This is a genomic window from Nocardia sp. NPDC050793 (assembly GCF_040654065.1).
Classification (GTDB): Bacteria; Actinomycetota; Actinomycetes; order Mycobacteriales; family Mycobacteriaceae; genus Nocardia.
Window position 1 is genome coordinate 701,581 of record NZ_JBFAHG010000001.1, and the last position, 22,029, is coordinate 723,609.

Here is a 22,029-nt window from a genome sequence, read left to right on the forward strand (position 1 = left end):
GGTTCGCGGGCTCAGGACCGAACCAATGTGCCGATCTTCTCACCGGCGACCGCGCGGGCGATATTGCCCTTCGTCAACAGATTGAACACCAGGATGGGCATCTGGTTGTCCATACACAGGCTGAAGGCCGTCGCGTCCGCGACCTTCAGGTCGCGCTCGATGACCTCTTTGTGCGTGATTTCGGTGTACATCGTCGCCGTCTCGTCGACCCGCGGATCCGCGGTGAAGACGCCGTCGACCGCCTTGGCCATCAGCACCACGTCGGCGCCGATCTCCAGGGCACGCTGGGCAGCGGTGGTGTCGGTGGAGAAGTACGGCATGCCCATGCCGGCGCCGAAGATGACCACTCGGCCCTTCTCCAGGTGGCGCTTGGCGCGCAGCGGCAGGTACGGCTCCGCGACCTGGCCCATCGTGATCGCGGTCTGCACCCTGGTGTCGATCCCTTGCTTCTGCAGGAAGTCTTGCAGCGCAAGGCTGTTCATCACGGTGCCGAGCATGCCCATGTAGTCCGAGCGGGCCCGCTCCATGCCGCGCTCCTCGAGCTCGGCGCCGCGGAAGAAGTTGCCGCCGCCGATCACCACGGCCACCTGCACACCGGTCGCGACGACCTCGGCGATCTGCTCGGCCACGGTCTGCACGACGTCGGGGTCGAGGCCGACCTTGCCGCCGCCGAACATTTCGCCACCCAGTTTGAGAAGTACCCGGCGATATCCTGGGCGGTCGGTCCCCGGGTCCGTCATCGGTGCTCTTCTCCTTTGGTGATGGTGGTGTTCTCAGCATGCTGAGGCATCAGGGGCACAGCGGATAAGTTTGCGATCCCGCAATACAAGGCGGTGTCTATCCTGCCCTACTCGGTTTCGGCGACCGCAGAAGACCCCCTACACACTACGTGCGGGTCGGGGATCGGGGTGCCGCGTCGCCTTGCGGCCGCCGGACGCGGACAGCAGAAGGCCCCTCATCCGTCGCGATGACGGGATGAGGGGCCTTCGCATGCTGTCAGGCCTGGCCGACCTCGAACCGCGCGAAGCGGCTCACGGTGACACCGGCCTCGTCCAGCAGGGCCTTGACGGTCTTCTTCGAGTCGGTGACCGACGCCTGCTCGAGCAGCACGACGTCCTTGAAGAAGCCGTTGACGCGGCCCTCGGTGATCTTCGGCAGCGCGGCCTCGGGCTTGCCCTCCTCGCGAGCGGTCTGCTCGGCGATGCGGCGCTCGTTCTCCACGAGGTCGGCCGGAACCTCGTCGCGGGTCACGTACTTGGCCTTCAGCGCGGCGATCTGCATGGCGGCGGCGCGGGCGGCCTCGGCCGCGGCATCGCCCTCACCCTGGTACTCGACCAGCACGCCGACGGCGGGCGGCAGGTCCGAGGAACGCTTGTGCAGGTAGGTCGCGACCGGGCCATCGAAGGACACGGCGCGGCGCAGCTCCAGCTTCTCGCCGATCTTCGCGGCGAGCTCCTGCACGGCCTGGTCGGCGGTCTTGCCGCCCAGGTCGACGGCCTTGAGCGCGTCCAAGTCGGCGGGGCGGGCCTTGGCGGCCGCCGCGACGATCTGGTTGGCCAGACCCTGGAACTCGTCGTTCTTGGCGACGAAGTCGGTCTCGGAGTTGATCTCGATCAGCACGCCGTCCTGCGCGACGACCAGACCCTCGGCGGTGGCGCGCTCGGCGCGCTTGCCGACGTCCTTGGCGCCCTTGATGCGCAGGACCTCGACAGCCTTGTCGAAGTCACCGTCGGTCTCTTCGAGGGCCTTCTTGCAGTCCATCATCCCGGAGCCGGTCAGCTCCCGGAGCCGCTTCACATCGGCAGCGGTGTAGTTCGCCATCGGTGGCGAGCCTCCTTTGGAGAAGTTCAGTTACTGGGCAGCGGTGATCACCATGGCACTCCTAGGTGATCACCGCTGAAACAGCGGATTACGAGCCTCAGGCCTCTGCCGGGGTCTCGGTGGAGGCCTCGGCGCCCGGCGCGGCCTGCGCCAGCAGCTCCTGCTCCCACTCGGCGAGCGGCTCGCCCGCGCCCGCTTCCGGCTTTTCGTCGCCGGAGGCCAGACCGGCCCGCGCCTGCACGCCCTCGGCCACCGCGGAGGCGACGACCTTGGTCAGCAGCGCGGCGGAGCGGATCGCGTCGTCGTTGCCCGGGATCGGGTAGTCGACCAGGTCGGGGTCGCAGTTGGTGTCCAGGATCGCGATGACCGGGATGTTCAGCTTGCGCGCCTCGCCGACGGCGATGTGCTCCTTGTTGGTGTCGACGACCCAGATGGCCGAGGGCACCTTCTGCATGTCGCGGATACCGCCGAGGGTCCGCTCCAGCTTGTTCATCTCACGCGTGAGCATGAGGATTTCCTTCTTGGTGCGACCCTCGAAGCCACCGGTCTGCTCCATGGCCTCGAGCTCCTTGAGGCGCTGCAGGCGCTTGTGCACGGTGGAGAAGTTGGTGAGCATGCCGCCCAGCCAACGCTGGTTCACGTAGGGCATCCCGACGCGCGTCGCCTCGGCCGCGATCGACTCCTGGGCCTGCTTCTTGGTGCCGACGAAGAGAACGGTGCCACCGTGGGCGACGGTCTCCTTGACGAACTCGTAGGCCTTGTCGATGTAGGTCAGCGTCTGCTGCAGGTCGATGATGTAGATGCCGTTGCGGTCGGTGAAGATGAACCGCTTCATCTTCGGGTTCCAGCGCCGGGTCTGGTGTCCGAAGTGCGCGCCGCTGTCGAGCAGCTGCTTCATAGTTACGACAGCCATGGCTCCCGTATCTCTCTTTCGTTGCCGGTTGACGCAGTGGGTCGGCGACCCGCTGCCCTGGCGCCTCCGAATCGTCGGACCCGGTCGGATCACCGATCGGGACCAGCCGGCGATTCCCTGTTCCCACTGGCACTGCCGCGAACGAGCACTCTCGGAATTCGGGAGCTGAGGTTCGAACGGCGCCGTTACGAACAAGCACGGGTGGCGCGCGAAGTCGGTCCGTGCCGGGCACAGACCGCTCGATCAGTCTACGACCAGGTACGTCCCTGACCTAAATCACCTGGTCACGACGCCGCGGCCAGGCGAAACGCGCGATTTCCACAGGGCCGATGTTGTCCACATATGCCGGATCGGGGATGTCGCGAGGGATTCGGACCGGCGAAGGTCGAACCCATGCACCGACCCTCACTCTCGATCACCGTAATTCTTCCCTTGATGTTCGTGCTCGCACTGGTGGGCGCGCGACCTGGAACGGCGCACGCGCGACCGGTCTCGGGTGCTGATCCGGGCTGCCCGCGGTCGGCGTGTCTGCCGCTTCGAGCGCGAGAACTGCCGTTCCTCCGGCTGGCGCCGATGCCGCTGCGTGTGCCCGACACGCGGTTTCGGTCCGGTCCCGGCGTGTCCTGTTCGGGGTCGGCATGCCTGCCGCGGCGAACGCCAGAACTGCCGCTACCCCAGCTCGCACCGATGCCAGTGCCAGACACGCGGTTGTCGATCGTGGCGGGCCGTCCGGCCTTCCCGAACGACTCCGCCCATTCGGCACAGTGGCAGCTGTGGTGACCCGAGCGTCGGCGAAGCCATGAAGGTGGCCTTGTTTGCGAGGAGACGGGAGCTCTTCGCCGTCGCCGCGGCGCTGCTCGCGGCCTCGACCGCGACGGCGGCGGCAGCGCCGGGCGGGGAGTTCGGGTGGCCGCTGCGGCCTCGGCCCGCGGTGGAGCGGCGGTTCGAGCGGCCTGCGCAGGACTGGTTGCCCGGCCATCGCGGCGTCGATCTGGCCGGGTCGCCCGGGCAGACCGTGCTGGCCGCGGGAGCCGGGATCGTGGTGTTCGCCGGGGAGGTGGCGGGCAAACCGGTCGTGTCGATCGACCATCCCGGCGGGCTGCGGACGACGTACGAACCGGTCGAAGCGCGGGTCTCGGTCGGTTCGCGCGTTGCGCGGGGCACTCCGATCGGAACGCTGGAGGAAGGGCACCCGGAGTGCGCGGCTCCCGCCTGTCTGCACTGGGGAGTGCGCCGGGAGGCCGGTCGGCGCGGACGGCCCGAATACCTCGATCCGCTCGCGTTGCTGCACGTCGCACCACTGCGCCTGGAACCGGTCGGACCGGCACGAGTCCCAGCCGGGTCGGAAGGTCGCCCCCTCCTGAGACCGGCTGTGGCACGGGTCGCCTTCCGAACCGCACGGAACCGGACAATGATCGAGAGATGGAGAATGCGCTCGGCGGTCCCTGGTTCACCTATCGTGAGATCGGCGCCACCAAGGGCGAATTCCCGGAGGGCTACCACCACTTCCGGGTACGACGCCGCCTCGGCAACGGCAGAGACCTGTTCGAGCGGGCGGGCGCGGAGATCCTCGCCTATCGGATGCAGAAGGGCGTCGGCATCTTCGATCAGGCGAGCACGCCGACCGCCGAACCGGGCACCCTGCTCACCGTTCGACTCGGGATCGGGCCGCTAGCCATTGTCGCGCCCTGCCGCGTGGTGTACGTGCTCGACGACGACGAGAACCGGCGTGGCTTCGCCTACGGCACGCTGCCCGGACACCCCGAGGTCGGCGAGGAACTGTTCTCGGTGGAGTACGACCCCGCCGACGACTCGGTCCACGGCGTCGTCTCGGCCTTCTCCCAAGCCGCGACCTGGTACACCGCACTGGGCGGCCCACTGATTCGGCTCCTGCAACGCATCGTCGCGGGCCGCTACCTCGCCACACTGCCCACCCGGGCATAGTCAGGGCCTGGCCCCCGGGGCGCGGCCTCAGACCGCGGCCGAGAGCGCCGACGCCAACTGGGCCAGTCCCGAGCGGATGCGGGATTTGACGGCGGGGAGGCCGACGCCGAGGCGCTCGGCGACCTGGGGGTAGGTGAGGTCGTGATAGTAGGCGAGCAGGACCGATTCGCGTTGCAGTGGCGTCAGGGCGGCCAGTCCTGTTCGTACACAGCGGTATTCGTGGCGGCGCAGCACCTCGTCGGTGACGTGGTCGGCGGGTCGGCCGTAATCGACTGCGGCCCAGGCCTGATCGCGATCGGTCGCGGCGCGTTCCCGGCGCACCCGGTCCACCGCCTGCCGGTGCGCGAGCGTCCACAACCAGGTCGTCACCGAGCCGCGCCGCTCGTCGAAACCTGCTGCGCTGCGCCAGACCTGGAGGTAGACGTCGTGACAGGTCTCCTCGGCGTAGTCGGGATCGCGCACGATCGTGAGCACCCGCCCGAAGACGAGCGAGCGGGTTCTGGCGTAGAGCAGTGCGTAGGCGTCGCGATCGCCGACGCCGATCCGGCGCACCAGCTCGGCGTTGGTGACGGTGTCCGGAATCCGATGGTGGGTGGACGTGCGAGCAGACAGAGCTGGCGGAACCATGATGCCCCCGATGGCAGCGGACGCTGACGAATGGACCACCCGTCGAGGACACGGACGGTGGCGTCTACCGCGGATTCCGGTCCGGGGGCATGGGTTTCGGACATCCGCCAATGGCCAGACTACCGGTCGGTCCGGGACCACGCCGCCGCTTCGGGCACGGTCGGCACGCCCAGCCCGGACGTCGGCAGAACTCGGCTCAGATCCGCAGACCGAGCTCGACGATGCCGCCCGCCACCGCGCGGACGCTCACTCGATGGCGGCGGGCGTGCGCCCGGATCAGCTCGTAGGCGGCCTGCGGCGTCGTGTTGCGCGCGTTGGCGAGCACACCTTTCGCCTGCTCGACCAGGACCCGCGAGTCCAGCGCGTGCTGCAGCTGTTCGGTCAGCCGCTGCTGGGCGCGGAGCCGTTCGGCGGTGAGAATATGCCCGGCGGCCATGCCCGCCAGCAACGCGCCGACCGACAGTTCGGGTTCGGTCCACTCGCGCGGGTGATAGGCGTACAGGCTCAGCGCGCCCACCGTCGTCGTGCCGGACCGCATCGGAATCTCCGCCACGGCGCGAACACCGTGGCGCACCGCGACGCTCGTGTACTCCGGCCAGGCGGTGTGTCGCTCGTGAACGTCGGCGACGGCGACCGGTTCGCCGTGGCGCAGCGCGTCCAGCGCCGGTCCGCGCTCGCTGCTGCGCTGGCTGAGCGCGACCTCCGCCAGCGCCGCGGCGGTGGCGGTGACGACGCCGGAGTGTCCGTCGGCCACGAGCAGCACCGCGCAACCCGCCACGTCGAGTGCGTCGGTGGCGCTGTCGATCACCCGGTGTAGCGGCTCGATGACATCGCCTGGTTCGGGCAGCAGCCCGACGAGCCCGGACAAGGCCGTGACCAGCTGATCACTGTCAGACATACCGAACCACCCCTGTTGCCGGCGAACGTCGCGCGCCCACCTCGGAGATACCGCACCGCACCTGCCCAACACTTCATGGTATGGACGGCGGGCGACTCGCCGAAACACTCGACCGCCCTGGCGATTCGATGCGCGACTCCGCAAGTGTGGTCGACACGAACGCTATTCGGGTGCAAACATGAAAGGCGAGGCTCCACTTCCGCTTGACTCAGCCGTCACTGCGATCACTCAGGGAGACCCGACATGGGAGCACACGCGCCGCTGCTGGACGTGCTCGTACGGTCCGTCGGCACGATGACGAGCGATTTCGACGTGGTGGAGCTATCCCAGCAACTTGTCGACGCGTGTACCGAATTGACCGGCGGCACAGAGGCCGGTCTGTTCCTCGGCGACCATCGCGGTGAACTGCGGGTGCTGGCCGCCACCGACGAGCGAGCCCGATTGCTCGTCGAAACGGTCGACGGGCCGTCCAGACAGGCCTATCGCACCAGCAGTCCGGCGATCGTGGACGACCTCGCCGCCGCCACCCTGGTCTGGCCCGAATTCGCCAGGTACGCACTGGAACACGGCTACCGGTCGGCCTACGCCCTGCCGCTGCGGCTGCGTACGGACAATCTCGGCGCCCTCACCATCTTCGGCGCCGCGCCGGGTGCACTGGATCGGACCGCCGTGCGATCCGGGCAGATCCTGGCCGACCTCGCCGCCATCGGCATCGCGCAGCACGTGCTGCGGCCCAGGGTGGAGCCGATGCAGGCCAGATTGCCGGTCGCGCTGCAGGACCGGGTGGTCATCGAGCAGGCGAAGGGTGTGCTCGCCGAGCGCGGCGACCTGGACATGACCGAGGCGTTCGGGCGACTGCGCGCCCACGCGCGGCGCTGTGGACTGCGGATGGCCGAACTGGCGGGCGCCGTGGTGGCGGGCAGCATCGACGCGGGGGTCGTGCTGGCCACGCCCGTCGAACGCCGGGCGTAGCGGTTCAGCGGGATCCGTTGTCGAAGCGGACGCTCCTGCGGAGCACCCGCTCGGCCGCCTCGGCCAGCGAAATCCCCTGGTGCACCGCATAAGTCCGCAGCGTGGCGTACGCGTCAGCGGCGCCGACACCGCGTTGCGCGATCACCATGCCCGCGGCCTGGTGGATCGACGCGCTCGTCAGCGGCCTGCGCAGCCACTCCCCCGCGTGCTCGGCGGAACCGGACCGCGCCGACACCAGGTGGGCGGTGATGATGTCGGCGATGTGCAGCCCGGCCGAAATCATCGCCCCGTCCACGCGACCGGGGCTCGCCCGGTACAGATCCAGCGCGCCGAACCGCACCGCCCCCAGCCGCAGTGGCATCGCCGTCATCGCGCCGGACACCGGTTCACGCGCCAGCGCCGCGGCGAAACCGGGCCAGCGTCCGCAGTTTTCGGTCAGATCGACGACGGAGACCGGCACACCGGTGGCCACCGCGTCCACCGCGGGCCCCTCCCCGACCGTCGCCTGCACCGTCTCGACTCGCGCGGCGATCTCGTCGCTGCTGCACCACGGCTGCACGCCCACGTCGCGTTCGTCGATCATGATGGCGGCCCGCTGCACAGGGAGCACCTGCACGGCGGCCTGGCAGGCTGCCGAGATGTCGCCTCCGCCTCGGCGCAGCGCGGAGAGGAATCTCTCGGTGAGTAACTCGAACTCCGCCACGCCCATCTATGAACCGCCTGGAATCGACCGGCAGCAGCCAGAATAGCGAAATCCCTTGGCGCGTGGCGGCTACAGCACGGCGGTCAGCGCGTCCGTCTCCGCGCGCAGCATGTCGCCGCGATCGACGCGTCCCAGTTCGTCGTAGGCCGCCGCGGCCCTCAGGCGTTCGGCGATCTCGGCGCGGACGGTGCCCTCGATGTCGGCCTCGCTCAGGTCGCGCCGCGCGACCTCCGCGCCGCCGAGCCCGGCCGCGCTCTCCTCGATCGCGCCCGCTCGCGCGTCCCCGACCTCGACGGCGGTGTTGTCGATGGCGCCGAGGGCCGAGCGCAGTGCCGCGGCGGCGTGGCGGTCGCGCGCTTCATGGCGGCGGGCAGCGGCAGGGACCCGTCGAAGGTTCCGATGGACATGAGCGCCGCCTGCACGCGGGCCCGCGGTCGCCGTGCCGCGGCCGCTCAGGGCGTCACGATGGCGAAATCCGGATCCGGCTCGTCGAACACCCCGACCAGGGCGGCGAGCTTGGTCGGATCGCCATCGATGGCGATGTCGCCCGCGGCGGCGGCCACCCCGAAGTCCTCGCCCTGCAACAGGACTCGGATCATGGTCGCCCTGGTGAGGGTGAATTCGGCGTCCGCGTCGGGCAGTGCGACGCCCTCGGGCCGGTCGTAGTGGGTCAGCCTGCCGTTGCTCAGTTCCAGCCGGTACACCCGACCTTCGTCGGTGAGGTGCCAGTCGGTGATCACCCGCATGTCCCATGCCTTCGGACCGTCCACGCGCAGCGCCATGGCGTCGAAGATCTGGTCGACGGTCAGCGCGGTCAGCATGGCCATCGAGTCGACCTTGGTCGGCGTGCCGAACGAGCCGTAGCGCAGTTCGTAGGCTCCGCTGAGGTAGAAGTTGCGCCACGTCGCGTTCTCGGCGCCGTACCCGAGCTGCTCGTAGGCCGAGGCGAGCAGGTCCTTCGCCGCCTCGTTGCCGGGTTCGGCGAAGACCACATAGTTGACCACCTGCGCGACCCAGCGGTAGTCACCGGCGGCGTACGACTCGCGCGCCCTGCGCAGTACCTGCTCGGCGCCACCCATGAATTCCACGTGGCGGCGGGACGATTCGACGGGCGGATGCTCCCACAGGTGCGCCGGGTTGCCGTCGAACCAGCCGAGATAGCGCTGGTAGATCGCCTTGACGTTGTGGTTGACCGAACCGTAGTAGCCGCGCGCGTGCCAGGCGTTCTCGATCGCGGGCGGCAGGGTCAGCTGCTCGGCGATCTCGGCGCCGACGTAGCCCTGGTTCAGCATCCGCAACGTCTGATCGTGCAGGTATCCGTATAGGTCACGTTGCAGCGCAAGGTATTCCACCAGGCGCTCGGTGCCCCAGGTCGGCCAGTGGTGCGAGGCGAACACGACGTCGGACTGGCGCGCGAACAGGTTGATGGCTTCGGTCAGATACCGGGCCCACACGTGCGGATCGCGGACCAGCGCGCCGCGCAGGGTGACGATGTTGTGCAGGGTGTGAGTGGCGTTCTCGGCCATGCACAGCGCGCGGCGATCGGGGAAGTAGAAGTTCATCTCGGCGGGCGCCTCGGTGCCCGGCGTGATCTGGAAGACGATCCGCACGCCGTCGACCGTCATCTCCTGGCCGGTCTCGGTGATGTCCACGGTCGGCGCGATCAGGGTGACCGTGCCGAGCGAGGTGGTCTGGCCGAGGCCCGCGCCCACCTGACCCAGCGGGCCCCTCGGCAGCACGGCGCCGTACATGTAGGCCGCCCGGCGTGCCATCGCGGTGCCCGCGAAGATGTTCTCGGACACCGCATGTTCCAGGAACCCCGCGGGCGCGATGACCGGAATCCGGCCTTCTGCTGCGTCTTCCGGGTCGGCGACCCCGAACGCGCCTCCGAAGTGGTCGACGTGCGAATGGGTGTAGACGATCCCGGTGACCGGGCGCTCGCCGCGATGCTCGCGATACAGCCGCAGACCAGCGGCCGCGGTTTCGGCCGAGATCAGCGGATCGATGACGATGACGCCCCGATCTCCTTCGACCAGCGTCATATTCGACAGATCCAAGCCGCGGATCTGATAGATCCCGTCGGTCACCTCGTACAGTCCCTGCGCGGCGACCAGCCCCGACTGCCGCCACAGGCTGGGATGGACGGAAGCGGGGCACGGCTCGCGCAGGAAACCATAGGAGTCGTTGTCCCACACCACGGATCCGTCGTCCTGGGTGACCACGCCGGGCTCCAGCGCGGCGACGAATCCGCGCTGGGAGTCGGTCAGGTCGGCCTCGTCGGCGAACGGCAGCATCGTCGCGGCGCGCTGCTGCGCGGCGACGATCACCTCGGTCGGTTCGGTCACATCGGGCATCGTTCTCCTCCTTCGTCTCGGCCGAACTCGTCTGTCCTGGCATGGATCATCGCGGTGGTTCCGTGAAACCCAGTGCGGCCGCGACACAACCGGCGAACAGCACCGCCAGCGTCGTCGCAGCGATGACGCCGTCGGGTCTGCCGCGGTGGCCGTGGCGCAACCACCGGCTGCGCAGGTAGCCCGCGACCGCCACCGCGACCATGGTCGCCGCCGCGACAGCGGGGGCGATCGCGGCCGCGCGCCAGCCGGAACCCACCACGTGCTCGATGCAGAGCGCGGCGACGACCATGGCGCTGATGGCGGTGCGGCGCCAGGCGAGCGCGGTGCGCTCGGCGGCCAGGCCCGGATCCCTCGCCGTCATCGCAGCAGCACCGCGATACACGCCATGATCGAGACGGCGCCGATACCCGCGGACAGGATCGGCACCAACAGTGTCTGCGGCAGCGGCTCGCCGCGGCGCATCGCCCGCCCGATCCGGCGCCAGTGCAGGTAGGCGCCGAGCGCGACGACGACGGCGAGCACAATGCAGCTGACCGCGAGCAGCCGTCGCAGACCGGCCATGTGGAACGGTTGCACCAGGGCGTGCACGGCGACGCCGCCCGCGAGCAGGCCGAGCGAGGTGCGCATCCACGCCAGGAAGGTCCGTTCGTTGGCCAGCGTGAAGCGATAGTCGACGTTCTCCTCGCCGTCCTCCGACTCCGCGCCGACACCCGGCAGTGTCACGCCGCCTCCCCCGGGAACGAGTGCGAAACGAACACGGCCGCAGCCGAATCGGCCGGGCGCTGAAGAGCGTCCGGGGTCACGCTTCCGCCAGGGTGCACGGGCACCACTCCGTCTCTGGTCCGATTCGTGCCGCAAGCAAACATTCCGCAACGTCAGCGTATCGGCAGACCGATCGGTCGTCCACGAACCTCGCTGGAGCGCGCGACACGCCCGCGGCGACCCGGAATCACACCGGCGCGGCGTCGTGGAAGGTCATCGCGAGCCGATCCACCGTCGAGGTCAGTGGCACCCGGATGGGCAGATCCAGCGCGGCCAGTTCCGCGGCCATCGGGTGGTCACCGAGGATCAGCTCGGCCCCGCCCACACGAGCGCGCATGCCCGACTGCTCCATCCGCCATGGCGTGCGCCGGGTGATGCCGTCGATATGCGAGTAGGCGTCGTACGCGCCGCCTGCGCCGCGACGCGACGGCATGGGCAGTCCTGGACCGGGTGGGGCCTTTCCGTTGCCTCAGGCGCGCGGATGCGCCTGATCGTGCACCTTCTTCAGCCGTTCGATGGACACGTGCGTGTACAGCTGGGTGGTGGCCATGCTGGCGTGGCCGAGCACTTCCTGCACCACGCGCAGGTCCGCGCCGCCCTCGAGCAGGTGGGTGGCCGCGCTGTGGCGCAGTCCGTGCGGGCCGAGATCGGGCGCGCCGGGGATCGCCGAAACGACCTCGTGCACCACGCTCCTGGCCTGCCGCTGATCCAGACGGCGGCCGCGTCTGCCGAGCAGCAGTGCGCGTCCCGATTCGGCGGTCGCGAACGCCGGGCGGCCGTAGCGCAGCCACTCGGCGACGGCACGGTCGGCGGGCGCGCCGAACGGGACGGAGCGCTCCCTGTTCCCCTTGCCGAGCACCCGCACCAGATGCCGCTCCCGGTCCACGTCGTCGACGTCCAGGCCGCACAGTTCGCTCACCCTGATCCCGGTCGAATACAGCAACTCGACGATCAACCTGTCCCGCAACGCCATCGGATCGTGCTGCGCTGCACCGGATTCCGCCGCGTTCATGGCCGCAACCGCCTGCTGCCTGCCGAGCACGGCGGGCAGCGTCCGGTGCGCCTTGGGCGAACCCAGCCGCAGTCCGGGGTCGACCTCGAGCCTGCCGGTCTTGGTGAGCCACCCGGTGAACGTGCGCGCCGAGGACGCGCGCCGCGCCATCGTCGTGCGTGCCGCGCCGCTCGCCGCCTGCTCCGCGAGCCAGGACCGCAGCAAGGCCAGGTCCAGCTCTCTGATCGCGGAATCCGGGGAGCGGGCGTACAGGTGCCCCAGCAGGGAACGAGCGTCGCCGAGATAGGCGCGCACGGTATGGGTCGAGCGATTCCGGCCGAGCCGCAAGTGCCGCCCGTATTCCGACAGCAGCGCGTCCAAGTCCTCCGGCAGGTCTTCCACCCCACCACGGTCGCCGCGGACTCGACGGTTGGCAAGGAACCGCGCCGCGCCGGGCGTCCCGGGGTGTCGCGCATCCCATCCCGAAAGACCTCGAGCGAGCCGTCGCGAGCGTGCGCTGGAGAGCCGAGTGGGCGACGGCGGCAGCGGTTTTCGCACATGACGACCAGCGTCTCCCGGTCGTCCGCGACCGAACACGCGCCGTTCTGCGGCCGCGCCGGGAGATCGCGGCGAACGACGCGGTCGCCGCCGAGCCTGCGTTCGGGGCGGGGTGGCGGCGACCATGGCGGGAGCGGTGGTGTCGATGCCGAGGAGTGGCCGCCGCGTCATGCGGCGCACGGGAACGACCGGAGTACTTCGCCGCACCTCGCAACGCGCAACAGGCATCGGCGGACAAGATCTCATGAGCGGCCTCCTGATCCCCTCGCGTGCTTACGGTGCCAACCGCTCTCGTCGAGACCGATCAATCCCGCCAGCTCGAGCGCGACGAGGGCCGCGCGGATGGCAGGCAGCGGGAGTGCGCAGTGCCGGGTCAGTTCGTGAGGCAGGCGGGAACCAATCGCTGGGAGCGCGGCGAAGACGGCGGCCTCGTCGCCGGTCAGGTGCTCCGGGGTATCCGGAACGCTGCCCCCGCTGCCGGGCAAGGACAGGCGCAGCGGGCCTGCCTCGTCGATGACTTCCTCGGTGCGGGTGACCAGCAGCGCCTCACCGTCGCGGATCATCCGGTGACATCCCGTCGACGCCGCCGAGGTGACCGGCCCCGGCACCGCCAAGGCCGGACGGCCCAGTCGCCGCGCCCATTTCACGGTGTTACGCGCGCCGCTGCGCAGCCCGGCCTCGGTGACGAGCACGCCGTCGGCGAACGCCGCAACCAGCCGATTGCGGGCCAAAAAGTGATGCTTTCTGGCCATCGTGCCCGGCGGGTACTCGCTGACCACGAGACCGACCTCCGCGATTTCGGACAGCAGCCGTTCGTGCTGGGCCGGATACGGGCGATCCACACCGCAGGCGAGCACCGCGATGGTCGGCCCGCCGACCGCCAGCGCCGCCCGGTGCGCCACCGCGTCGATGCCGAACGCCGCGCCGGACACGATGGTCCAGCCCTGAGCGGCCAGCTCGCCCGCGATCTCGGCCGTGACCCGATCGCCGTATCCCGTGCTGCACCGCGAACCCACCACGGCCAGCGCTCGTTCGCTCGACTCCAAGAGCGAGTGCGGTCCCCGGACCCAGAGCACCAGCGGCACCGAGCTATCCGGATCGCGCCCCGCTTCGAGCTGACTCAGTCCGAGCAGCCGCCACGCGGGCCACTCGGGGTCGTCGGGTGTCACCACACGGCCACCGATCCGCTCGATGGCCGTCAGATCATCGGCCGCCGAGTCGATCTCGCGCCTCCGCCGGGTCGGCCCGCGCAGCGACTCCGGCAGATCGCATTCCCGCACCGCCCGCGCGGCCTCCACCACCCCGACCGATTCGATCAACGCGGACACTGCCGCACAGGGCCCTTCGACGACCCGTGAGAGGTAGACCCAAGCCAGCCGCTGCTCGTCCGCATCCACCACCCGTAGCGAAACGTCCTGCGCCCCAATGGAACCGCCGATCTCCTCCAGCTCGTTCACTGCACACCCCGCTGGCGGAAGTTGAGCGCCAGCATGACGTCCTGCGCGCTGGGGACGTCGGCCCCGCGCAGATCGCATACCGTCCAGGCGACGCGAATGGCGCGGTCGGCGCCCCTGGCGGACATGCGGCCCATGCGCAGGGCCGCCTCGACCGGAGCCACGGATTCGCGCGGCAGCCGGAACCGCTGGCGCAGTGCGTGTCCCGGGACCTCGGCGTTGGTGAGCCAGCCGTCCTCGCGCCAGCGGTGCAGCGCGGCCGTCCTGGCGGCGGCGACGCGTTCGCGCACCACCGCGCTGCTCTCGGCGGCGTCGGTGCTGAACGTCGCACCGGACTGGCCGTGCATCTGCACCCAGATGTCGATCCGATCCATCAAGGGCCCGGACAGTTTGCCGAGGTAGCGACGACGCGCGAGGGGCGCGCAGATGCAGTCCACGTCGCGGGCGGGCGCGCACGGGCACGGATTCGCCGCCAAGACGAGCTGGAAGCGCGCCGGATACCGCGCCACCCCGTCGCGGCGGGCGATGCGAACCTCGCCCTCCTCCAAGGGAGTTCGCAGTGCCTCGAGCACCTTCCCGCCGATCTCGGCGCATTCGTCGAGAAAGAGCACGCCGCGGTGGGCGCGGCTCACCGCGCCGGGACGGGCCGAGCCCGAGCCGCCGCCGATCATCGCCGCCGCCGAGGTGGAATGGTGCGGCGCGACGAACGGCGGCTCCGTGATGAGCGGATGCTCGCTGGACAGCGCGCCCGCCACCGAGTGGATCGCCGTCACCTCCAGCGCCTCCGCTTCCGACAGCGGCGGCAGCAGCCCGGGAAGACGTTGTGCCAGCATGGTTTTGCCGATGCCTGGCGGCCCGGTGAGCAGCAGATGATGCCCGCCCGCCGCGGCCACCTCGAGCGCCCATCGGGCCTCGTCCTGACCGACCACCTCGCTGAGGTCGCCGCAGGAACGCGCCGTGTCGGGCAGTTCACCGTTCGGCTCCGGCAGCGTGCCCTCCCCGCGCAGCCAGGCGACCACGGCGCGCAGGCTGGAAGCGCCGAACACCTCGACGCCCTCCACCAAACCCGCCTCGGCCAAAGCGCATTCGGGCACCACCACCGTCGACCAGCCCGCGTTGCGCGCGGTGATCACCGCGGGCAGGATGCCGCGCACCCGGCGCACCCGCCCGTCCAAGGCGAGCTCGCCGAGCAGCACCGTCTTCGCCAGCCGCTCCGAGGGCACCGCGCCCGCCGCGTCCAGCACCGAGATCGCCAGCGCCAAGTCGTAGACGCTACCGATCTTGGGCAGGGTCGCGGGTGACAGCGCGAGGATCACCCGCCCGTCCGGCCACTTCTCCCCCGAATTCGCCACCGCCGAGCGGACCCGATCGCGGGATTCCGAGAGCGCGGTGTCGGGGAGTCCGACCAAGTGCACCGAGGGCAGACCCTGGCCGATGTCGGCCTCGATCTCGACCAGCTGCCCGTCCACACCCGCGACCGCGACCGAATGGGCGCGCCCGAGCGCCATCAGAAGACCGCCTCGAGGTGATCGATCACCGGGCGATGGCCTGGCGCGATCAGCACCGAGATCACGTCGAAGCGGATCCGCCGCCACGGACCGTCCTGTTCGGCCAGCCAGAGCAACGCCAGCCGCCGTATCCGCTGCTGCTTGGTGAAGGTGACGGCCTCGGCGGGCGTGCCGAAGCCGAGGCCGCTGCGGGTCTTCACCTCGACGAAAGCGGTGGTGTCGGAGTCACGCGCGATCAGATCGAGTTCGCCGTACCGACACCGCCAGTTGCGGACCACGATCTCCATGCCCGCGTCTTGCAGGAACCGTGCCGCCAGCTCTTCCCCGTACGCGCCGAGCGCCTGTTTGTCTGCCACCCGACGATCGTGACCGCACAGCGCCGCGGTCCGGCCGCGACGACCTGGGCCGATATCCGCCCTGTGGATGACGCCTGCGCTGTGGAGAACACGCCGTCGCGCCGCTCGTCGCCGGGTCGATCCGTCGTCGCGGTGCGCTACCGGGCTACGCCAGCGGACCTGGCCGCGGGATCACTCGGGAAGCCGCAGGTCGGGCTTCTCCAGCTCCTCGATGTTGACATCCTTGAAGGTGATCACCCGGACGTGCTTGACGAAGCGCGCGGGCCGGTACATGTCCCACACCCAGGCGTCGCTCATGCGCACCTCGAAGTACACCTCACCGTCGGCGTTCTGCGGGCGCAGCTCCACGGAATTGGCCAGGTAGAAGCGGCGCTCGGTCTCCACCACGTACGAGAACTGCCCGACGATGTCCTTGTACTCGCGATACAGCGAGAGCTCCATCTCGGTTTCGTACTTCTCGAGATCCTCGGCACTCATCGGGTGGCACGTCCTCCTTCTCGCCGCACTGCATCCTATCGGCGGCATTCGCGTGGCCTGCGTGGTTACCCCGCGCTACTGCCTCCTGGCCTGACGCTCACACCGCCTGGTCGTCTCTACAATCATCCCGCATGGGCGGCATCGGTAGCTACCCGGCCGTCCTCGAGGCCGTCTGCCAGCACCGCGTCCGCGTATTCGACGGCCGGATCGAGCGGCCGTAATCCCGCCGTCTCGCGCACATTGCGCCACGATCGCCGGTGTTCGCTGCACGGACCGAGGGCGTTGAGCGCGGCGGTGTGTTCGGGCGTGTTGTAGCCCTTGTGCGCGGCGAAACCGTAGCCGGGGAATCGCTGATCCATCTCGACCATGATCCGATCCCTGGTCACCTTGGCCAGGATGCTGGCCGCGGCGATGCAGGCAGCCGCAGCATCACCGCCGATCACAGGCAGCGATGGCACCGGAATGCCCGGGACGCGGAACCCGTCGGTCAGCACGTAGCCAGGAGTGTGCCCGAGACCCGCCACGGCGCGGCGCATGCCCTCGATATTGGCCACGTGGATGCCGATGGAGTCGATCTCCCAGGCCGGTATCACCACGACCTTCCAGGACAGCGCCAACCGGGTGATGACCGGATACAGCCCCTCGCGGGTGGCCTCGGTGAGCTTCTTGGAGTCGTCGAGACCCGCGAGTTTGTCGTAGGCCTTCGGGGCGAGCAGACAGGCCGCCACGACGAGAGGTCCGGCGCACGGGCCGCGACCCGCCTCGTCCACGCCCGCCACCGGGCCGAGCCCGCCGCGGATCAGCGCCGCCTCCAGCGTGCGCAGGCCACCCGCCTTGCGCATCACCACGCGCGGCGGCCACCCGTTGCTCGCCGTCATTCGGTTACCCATCGCTCCGGCCTGCCCCACCGTCCAATTATGCTGCGGCCGCGCGCCTCAGTTCGTCTGAGGGTCCTGTGAACGGATGAGGCCCATCCGGTTCGGCGGCCAGATCTTCATGACCGCCTTGCCTCGCACATTGTCGATGGGAACAGTGCCCTGCAGCTCGTCACCGACGTGGGCGCGGGAGTCCGCGGACTGGTTGCGGTTGTCGCCCATCACCCACAGGTGTCCCTCCGGAACCTTCACCGGACCGAACACGCGGCCCGCGGGATAGGTGGCGTTCTGCTGTCCGGAGAGCCAGCGGTAGTCGTTCTGGACGTACGGCTCGTCCAGGGGTTTGCCGTCCACCATGACCCTGCCCTGCGCGTCGCAGCACTGCACGGTCTGGCCGCCGACCGCGACGACCCGCTTGACCAGATCGTTCTCGTCGGGCGGCACGAGGCCGAAGAAAGAGAAGAAGTTCTGCACCCCGCGCACCACCGCGTTGTCCGAGCGGATCGACTGGTAGCGGGTGTTCCAGGAGGGCGGTCCGACGAAGACCACCACGTCACCGGGTTGCGGGTCGCTGCCGTAGTAGCTGACCTTCTGCACGTAGATGCGATCGCCGATCTGGAGGGTCTCCTCCATCGACTGAGAGGGGATCACGTACGGCCGCCCGACGAAGCTGACCATCAGCGCGGCGATGACGGCCGCGATCACGATGAGGACCGGCAGCTCCTGCCAGAACGGGCGCTGCTTCTTCGTCTTCTTCGCCTGCCGCTTGCCGCGGCGTCCCGCCCCCTCGTCGTCCGATCCGGACACCGACACCGACCCACTTTCGTCTGCCACGCGGAACAGACTAGCCCGGCACCATGACTCGCGTCCGGTGCCGGGCCAGTGAAGATCATTTGTGCCGGGTCACGGCGAAACGCTCAGCGCTTCTCCTTGATCTTGGCCGCCTTACCGCGCAGGTCGCGCAGGTAGTACAGCTTCGCCCGGCGGACGTCACCGCGGGTCACGACGTCGATGTGGTCGAGGTTGGGGCTGTGCACCGGGAAGGTGCGCTCGACGCCAACACCGAACGACACCTTGCGGACGGTGAAGGTCTCGCGGATGCCACCGCCCTGGCGACGGATCACGACGCCCTTGAAGACCTGGATGCGCTCCTTCGAGCCTTCGATGACCTTCACGTGCACGTTCAGGGTGTCGCCCGGACGGAAGTCGGGGACATCGCTGCGCAGCGACTTTTCGTCGACGAAGTCAAGGGTGTTCATTTCCATCCTTCTGGAGTTCGCGCGAACAGAGGACCCTGGCGGCACGAGCGTGCTCGACCGGTTCATGCTCCGAATTAAGGGATGCTCCCGGGGTCGACATGCACCCAGGGCAACCTGTGCATTGTGCCAGACCAGAGGGCCTCGCCGAAAATCGGGCCCGCAGTATCGGGCACCGGGCCGGAGCAACGCGACCACGAGCACTCAGGCCGATCCGTGCTCCTCGCCGTGCTCCGCCGCCCACGGCAGGTGGTAGTGGTGCTCCCGGTGCGGCGCGGGCGGCGCAGGCACCACGGTCCTGGCCAGCTCCGCCTCCGCCGCGGTGCGGACGTGCTCGACACTCGGTTTGCCCGCGACCAGGTCCTGCACGAAGATCTTGGCCCGGATGACCGGCCTGCGATACCGGCGTTCCCGCACGATCGCCCGGTACCTCAGCCGCCGCCGTTCGGCGTAGCGCCACCGCGCCCACGGCGCGCCCGGCCTGCTCAACCGCAGTGCGCCGACCACGAGCAGCGGCGGGAAGAACATGCCGAACAGGCCGGTCCAGATCTTGCCCTTGGCGATGACGATCGCGGCCAGCATCAGATTCACGAGGGCGAACATGATCGCCACGATCCGCGCGGCGGTGCCGATGGAGTCGCGGAAGTTGTTGATCTCCAACAGCGACAGCGGATGGAAGCCGAGCAGCAGCAGCCCGGTCACGGCCAGCGCGACGAAGACCGCGTCCACCGAGGTGCGGCCCTGCTCCTCCCAGTACACATCGCGCAGGTAGTAGATCAGCGCGAACTCGTCGAGCACCAGTGCGGCGCCGACGCCGAACGCCGCGGACAGCGCGGCCCCGGTGGCGTTGCTCCCGTCTTCGAAGACGGCGACCAAGCCGAGCCCGGACCCGAGCACCAGGATGACGCCGAACACCATGTGGTGGATGTGCACCGACCCGGCCCGCAGGTTGCCCGGCCACCAGCGCACCTCGGCCCTGATCATCCGGACGCTGAGCCGGATGAACAGGAACCCGACGATGAAGCCGAAGAGGAAGAACAGCAAGGGCAGGCGGCCCTGCTCGATCACGTCTTCCTCGAGCCACCGTCGCATCGCCGCCTACATCCCTCCGCCCCCGCGCTGGCGCCTACTGTCCGAAACCGGCCCGGCGCAGCGCGTCGGCCATGGAACCGCTCGGCGCGGGGGCATTGCGCCGCTGATTACCCTGACCGCGGCCTTGCTGCTGCCGTCCTCGACCATTCTGCCGCTGCTTGCCGTCTTCGCCCTGCCGGCCGCCGCCCTGGCCGCGATTGCCGCCGCGCTCGTTCTTCGCGGGCGCGCCCGGCTCGTCGTCCAGACGCAGCGAAAGTCCGATGCGCTGACGGGCGACGTCGACCTCGAGCACCTTCACCTTCACCACGTCACCGGACTTGACGACTTCGCGCGGATCCTTGACGAAGGTATGCGACATGGCCGAGACGTGCACCAGACCGTCCTGGTGCACGCCCACGTCGACGAACGCGCCGAACGCCGCGACGTTGGTCACCACACCTTCGAGCACCATGCCCGGCTTCAAGTCGGCGACCTTCTCGACGCCCGCGGCGAACTCGGCGGTCTTGAACTCGGGACGCGGGTCGCGGCCCGGCTTCTCGAGCTCGCTGATGATGTCGGTAACGGTCGGGACGCCGAACTTCTCGTCGGTGTACTCCGCGGCCCGCAACGCTCGCAGCACCGTGGTATTGCCGATCAGCTCGGCCACCCCGCGCCCGGTGGACTCCAGGATGCGCCGGACCACCGGATAGGCCTCGGGGTGCACCGCGGAGCTGTCCAGCGGGTCCTCGCCGCCGCGGATGCGCAGGAAGCCCGCGCACTGCTCGAACGCCTTCGGACCGAGGCGGGGCACGTCGAGCAGCGCGGTGCGGCTGCGGAACGGACCGTGCTGGTCACGGTGCGCCACAATGCTTTCCGCCACCGAGGACGCGACACCCGAGACGCGCGAGAGCAGCGGCACCGAAGCGGTGTTGACGTCGACGCCGACCGCGTTCACCGCGTCCTCGACCACCGCGCCCAGCGAACGGGCCAGCAGCATCTCCGAGACGTCGTGCTGGTACTGCCCGACACCGATGGACTTGGGGTCGATCTTCACCAGCTCCGCGAGCGGATCCTGCAGGCGGCGCGCGATGGACACCGCGCCGCGCAGCGACACGTCCATGTCCGGCAGTTCCTGGGAGGCGTAGGCGGAGGCCGAGTACACGGACGCGCCCGCCTCGGAGACCACGATCTTGGTCGGCTTGTTCTCCGGTATGCGCGAGATCAGTTCGGCGGCAAGGGCGTCGGTCTCGCGTGACGCGGTGCCGTTGCCGATCGCGATGAGCTCGACGCCGAACCGAGCGACCAGCGCGCCGAGCACCGCGAGGGACTTCTCCGTCTGCCCCTGCGGCTTGTGCGGGTAGATCACCTCGGTGGCCACGACCTTGCCGGTCGCGTCCACGACCGCGACCTTCACGCCGGTGCGATAGCCGGGGTCGAGGCCCATCGTGGTCCGCGTGCCCGCGGGCGCGGCCAGCAGCAGATCGCGCAGGTTGGCGGCGAACACGTCGACCGCGTCCTTCTCCGCGGCTTGGCGCAGCCGCATCCGGATGTCGATGCCCAGGCTGACCTGAAGCTTGGTACGCCACGCCCACCGCACCGTGTCCAACAACCAGGAATCGGCGGGGCGGCCGCGGTCGGCGATGCCGAAACGCACCGCGATCCGGCCTTCGTAGACGCTGCGCTCCCCCGGCTCTGGCTCCTCGGTGTCCGGCTCCAGGTGCAGGCTGAGCACGTCCTCCTTCTCGCCGCGCAACAGCGCGAGCACGCGATGCGAGGGCAGCTTGTGGAACGGCTCGTCGAACTCGAAGTAGTCGGCGAACTTCGCGCCCGCCTCCTCCTTGCCCTGGCGCACCTTCGAGGTGATCTGACCGCGGTTCCACATCAGCTCGCGCAGCTCGCCAACCAGATCCGCGTCCTCGGCGAACCGCTCGACCAGGATCGCGCGGGCGCCGTCCAGCTGCTCGGCGGTGTACTGGGCGGGATCGGTGGACGGATCGCCGATCAGCGCGTCGGCCACCGGCTCGTGACCCGCCTCGCGCGCGATCTGCGCCTTGGTGCGCCGCTTCGGCTTGTACGGCAGGTAGATGTCCTCCAGGCGGGCCTTGGTCTCGGCCAGCATCAGCTGCCCGAGCAGCGCGTCGTCGAGTTTGCCCTGGCCACGGATGGATTCGATGATCGCGCCCCGGCGCTCGTCGAGTTCGCGCAGATAGGACAGCCGTTCGTCGAGCTGACGCAGCTGGACGTCGTCCAGCCCGCCGGTCACTTCCTTGCGGTAGCGCGCGATGAACGGCACGGTCGACCCCGCGTCGAGCAGCTCGACCGCGGCACGGACCTGGCTCTCACGCACCCCGAGTTCCTCGGCGAGCCGCCTGCCCACGCTGACCGGGGCGACGCCGGTCGGTGCGGCGGCGGTCGTGTCGGTGCTGTTCGGATCTGGACTTGCGATCTCGGGCGCTGTCGTCACGACCAGCAACCCTAGCTCGCCGGTC

General features: G+C 69.6%; 22 protein-coding genes and 1 pseudogene. 3 read left to right on the forward strand and 20 right to left on the reverse strand.

The window, feature by feature from the left end:
• Nucleotides 1-11: 11 nt before the first annotated feature.
• The 3 genes from pyrH to rpsB form a co-directional block, all read right to left on the reverse strand.
• Nucleotides 12-740, reverse strand: coding sequence for a UMP kinase (pyrH, locus tag AB0H50_RS03185; RefSeq protein WP_357445914.1), 729 nt, complete (start codon nucleotides 738-740; stop codon nucleotides 12-14).
• Nucleotides 741-996: 256 nt separating this feature from the next.
• The gene (tsf, locus tag AB0H50_RS03190; protein WP_357445917.1) at nucleotides 997-1,821 is read right to left on the reverse strand and encodes a translation elongation factor Ts; all 825 of its coding nucleotides are present in this window, start codon (nucleotides 1,819-1,821) and stop codon (nucleotides 997-999) included.
• 97 nt (nucleotides 1,822-1,918) lie between these two features.
• On the reverse strand, nucleotides 1,919-2,734 hold the full coding sequence (gene rpsB / locus AB0H50_RS03195) for a 30S ribosomal protein S2 (RefSeq protein WP_357445920.1): 816 nt from the start codon (nucleotides 2,732-2,734) through the stop codon (nucleotides 1,919-1,921).
• Nucleotides 2,735-3,533: 799 nt separating this feature from the next.
• Here rpsB and AB0H50_RS03200 point away from each other — a divergent pair.
• Both AB0H50_RS03200 and AB0H50_RS03205 read left to right on the forward strand, forming a co-directional pair.
• Nucleotides 3,534-4,052, forward strand: a pseudogene (locus tag AB0H50_RS03200) (M23 family metallopeptidase); the annotation flags it as partial.
• Between the two features lie 104 nt (nucleotides 4,053-4,156).
• Nucleotides 4,157-4,678, forward strand: coding sequence for a DUF1990 domain-containing protein (locus AB0H50_RS03205; protein WP_357445923.1), 522 nt, complete (start codon nucleotides 4,157-4,159; stop codon nucleotides 4,676-4,678).
• Nucleotides 4,679-4,705: 27 nt separating this feature from the next.
• On the opposite strand, the gene AB0H50_RS03210 is transcribed toward AB0H50_RS03205, so the two are convergent.
• Entirely contained in the window at nucleotides 4,706-5,305 is a 600-nt protein-coding gene (locus AB0H50_RS03210) for a sigma-70 family RNA polymerase sigma factor (protein WP_357445926.1), read from the reverse strand.
• Nucleotides 5,306-5,501: 196 nt separating this feature from the next.
• Nucleotides 5,502-6,203, reverse strand: coding sequence for a GAF and ANTAR domain-containing protein (locus AB0H50_RS03215; protein ID WP_357445928.1), 702 nt, complete (start codon nucleotides 6,201-6,203; stop codon nucleotides 5,502-5,504).
• A 243-nt stretch (nucleotides 6,204-6,446) separates the two neighbouring features.
• Between AB0H50_RS03215 and AB0H50_RS03220 the strand changes: the two genes are divergently transcribed.
• Nucleotides 6,447-7,175, forward strand: a complete 729-nt coding sequence (locus tag AB0H50_RS03220) for a GAF and ANTAR domain-containing protein (protein ID WP_357445931.1) — start codon at nucleotides 6,447-6,449, stop codon at nucleotides 7,173-7,175.
• A 4-nt stretch (nucleotides 7,176-7,179) separates the two neighbouring features.
• Here AB0H50_RS03220 and AB0H50_RS03225 read toward each other — a convergent pair whose 3' ends face one another.
• The 15 genes from AB0H50_RS03225 to AB0H50_RS03295 form a co-directional block, all read right to left on the reverse strand.
• Complete coding sequence (locus AB0H50_RS03225; protein WP_357445933.1) at nucleotides 7,180-7,884, reverse strand: GAF and ANTAR domain-containing protein; 705 nt, start codon at nucleotides 7,882-7,884, stop codon at nucleotides 7,180-7,182.
• A gap of 446 nt (nucleotides 7,885-8,330) precedes the next feature.
• A complete protein-coding gene (locus AB0H50_RS03230; RefSeq protein WP_357445936.1) occupies nucleotides 8,331-10,232 on the reverse strand; it encodes an alkyl sulfatase dimerization domain-containing protein in 1,902 nt (633 codons plus the stop codon).
• A 46-nt stretch (nucleotides 10,233-10,278) separates the two neighbouring features.
• Nucleotides 10,279-10,593: a DUF202 domain-containing protein gene (locus tag AB0H50_RS03235; protein ID WP_357445939.1), complete on the reverse strand. Its 315-nt coding sequence runs from the start codon at nucleotides 10,591-10,593 to the stop codon at nucleotides 10,279-10,281.
• A complete protein-coding gene (locus tag AB0H50_RS03240; protein ID WP_357445942.1) occupies nucleotides 10,590-10,955 on the reverse strand; it encodes a DUF202 domain-containing protein in 366 nt (121 codons plus the stop codon). Before AB0H50_RS03240 ends, AB0H50_RS03235 begins: the two co-directional genes overlap by 4 nt.
• 226 nt (nucleotides 10,956-11,181) lie before the next feature.
• On the reverse strand, nucleotides 11,182-11,427 hold the full coding sequence (locus tag AB0H50_RS03245) for a hypothetical protein (protein WP_357445945.1): 246 nt from the start codon (nucleotides 11,425-11,427) through the stop codon (nucleotides 11,182-11,184).
• Nucleotides 11,428-11,463: 36 nt separating this feature from the next.
• Nucleotides 11,464-12,387 carry a tyrosine recombinase XerC gene (locus AB0H50_RS03250; protein ID WP_357445948.1) on the reverse strand — a complete coding sequence of 308 codons (924 nt, stop codon included), beginning with the start codon at nucleotides 12,385-12,387 and terminating at the stop codon, nucleotides 11,464-11,466.
• A 398-nt stretch (nucleotides 12,388-12,785) separates the two neighbouring features.
• Entirely contained in the window at nucleotides 12,786-13,943 is a 1,158-nt protein-coding gene (dprA, locus tag AB0H50_RS03255) for a DNA-processing protein DprA (RefSeq protein ID WP_357447231.1), read from the reverse strand.
• A gap of 53 nt (nucleotides 13,944-13,996) precedes the next feature.
• The gene (locus tag AB0H50_RS03260; protein WP_357445951.1) at nucleotides 13,997-15,505 is read right to left on the reverse strand and encodes a YifB family Mg chelatase-like AAA ATPase; all 1,509 of its coding nucleotides are present in this window, start codon (nucleotides 15,503-15,505) and stop codon (nucleotides 13,997-13,999) included.
• On the reverse strand, nucleotides 15,505-15,861 hold the full coding sequence (locus AB0H50_RS03265; protein WP_357445955.1) for a YraN family protein: 357 nt from the start codon (nucleotides 15,859-15,861) through the stop codon (nucleotides 15,505-15,507). Before AB0H50_RS03265 ends, AB0H50_RS03260 begins: the two co-directional genes overlap by 1 nt.
• A gap of 171 nt (nucleotides 15,862-16,032) precedes the next feature.
• Complete coding sequence (locus AB0H50_RS03270; protein ID WP_011210678.1) at nucleotides 16,033-16,338, reverse strand: DUF2469 domain-containing protein; 306 nt, start codon at nucleotides 16,336-16,338, stop codon at nucleotides 16,033-16,035.
• Between the two features lie 122 nt (nucleotides 16,339-16,460).
• A complete protein-coding gene (locus AB0H50_RS03275) occupies nucleotides 16,461-17,216 on the reverse strand; it encodes a ribonuclease HII (protein WP_357445958.1) in 756 nt (251 codons plus the stop codon).
• A 57-nt stretch (nucleotides 17,217-17,273) separates the two neighbouring features.
• Nucleotides 17,274-18,026, reverse strand: coding sequence for a signal peptidase I (gene lepB, locus AB0H50_RS03280; protein WP_357447234.1), 753 nt, complete (start codon nucleotides 18,024-18,026; stop codon nucleotides 17,274-17,276).
• Between the two features lie 104 nt (nucleotides 18,027-18,130).
• Entirely contained in the window at nucleotides 18,131-18,472 is a 342-nt protein-coding gene (gene rplS, locus AB0H50_RS03285) for a 50S ribosomal protein L19 (RefSeq protein WP_357445961.1), read from the reverse strand.
• Between the two features lie 201 nt (nucleotides 18,473-18,673).
• Complete coding sequence (locus AB0H50_RS03290) at nucleotides 18,674-19,561, reverse strand: hypothetical protein (protein WP_357445964.1); 888 nt, start codon at nucleotides 19,559-19,561, stop codon at nucleotides 18,674-18,676.
• 34 nt (nucleotides 19,562-19,595) lie between these two features.
• Nucleotides 19,596-21,917, reverse strand: coding sequence for a Tex family protein (locus AB0H50_RS03295; RefSeq protein WP_357447237.1), 2,322 nt, complete (start codon nucleotides 21,915-21,917; stop codon nucleotides 19,596-19,598).
• Between the last annotated feature and the right edge of the window lie 112 nt (nucleotides 21,918-22,029).

What these genes read in the sequence shown, in the direction of transcription:
- pyrH (WP_357445914.1), bottom strand. Translation starts at nt 740, where the DNA reads ATGACGGACCCGGGGACCGACCGCCCAGGATATCGCCGGGTACTTCTC.
- tsf (WP_357445917.1), bottom strand. Translation starts at nt 1,821, where the DNA reads ATGGCGAACTACACCGCTGCCGATGTGAAGCGGCTCCGGGAGCTGACC.
- rpsB (WP_357445920.1), bottom strand. Translation starts at nt 2,734, where the DNA reads ATGGCTGTCGTAACTATGAAGCAGCTGCTCGACAGCGGCGCGCACTTC.
- AB0H50_RS03205 (WP_357445923.1), top strand. Translation starts at nt 4,157, where the DNA reads ATGGAGAATGCGCTCGGCGGTCCCTGGTTCACCTATCGTGAGATCGGC.
- AB0H50_RS03210 (WP_357445926.1), bottom strand. Translation starts at nt 5,305, where the DNA reads ATGGTTCCGCCAGCTCTGTCTGCTCGCACGTCCACCCACCATCGGATT.
- AB0H50_RS03215 (WP_357445928.1), bottom strand. Translation starts at nt 6,203, where the DNA reads ATGTCTGACAGTGATCAGCTGGTCACGGCCTTGTCCGGGCTCGTCGGG.
- AB0H50_RS03220 (WP_357445931.1), top strand. Translation starts at nt 6,447, where the DNA reads ATGGGAGCACACGCGCCGCTGCTGGACGTGCTCGTACGGTCCGTCGGC.
- AB0H50_RS03225 (WP_357445933.1), bottom strand. Translation starts at nt 7,884, where the DNA reads ATGGGCGTGGCGGAGTTCGAGTTACTCACCGAGAGATTCCTCTCCGCG.
- AB0H50_RS03230 (WP_357445936.1), bottom strand. Translation starts at nt 10,232, where the DNA reads ATGCCCGATGTGACCGAACCGACCGAGGTGATCGTCGCCGCGCAGCAG.
- AB0H50_RS03235 (WP_357445939.1), bottom strand. Translation starts at nt 10,593, where the DNA reads ATGACGGCGAGGGATCCGGGCCTGGCCGCCGAGCGCACCGCGCTCGCC.
- AB0H50_RS03245 (WP_357445945.1), bottom strand. Translation starts at nt 11,427, where the DNA reads ATGCCGTCGCGTCGCGGCGCAGGCGGCGCGTACGACGCCTACTCGCAT.
- AB0H50_RS03260 (WP_357445951.1), bottom strand. Translation starts at nt 15,505, where the DNA reads ATGGCGCTCGGGCGCGCCCATTCGGTCGCGGTCGCGGGTGTGGACGGG.
- AB0H50_RS03270 (WP_011210678.1), bottom strand. Translation starts at nt 16,338, where the DNA reads ATGAGTGCCGAGGATCTCGAGAAGTACGAAACCGAGATGGAGCTCTCG.
- AB0H50_RS03275 (WP_357445958.1), bottom strand. Translation starts at nt 17,216, where the DNA reads ATGACGGCGAGCAACGGGTGGCCGCCGCGCGTGGTGATGCGCAAGGCG.
- rplS (WP_357445961.1), bottom strand. Translation starts at nt 18,472, where the DNA reads ATGAACACCCTTGACTTCGTCGACGAAAAGTCGCTGCGCAGCGATGTC.
- AB0H50_RS03290 (WP_357445964.1), bottom strand. Translation starts at nt 19,561, where the DNA reads ATGCGACGGTGGCTCGAGGAAGACGTGATCGAGCAGGGCCGCCTGCCC.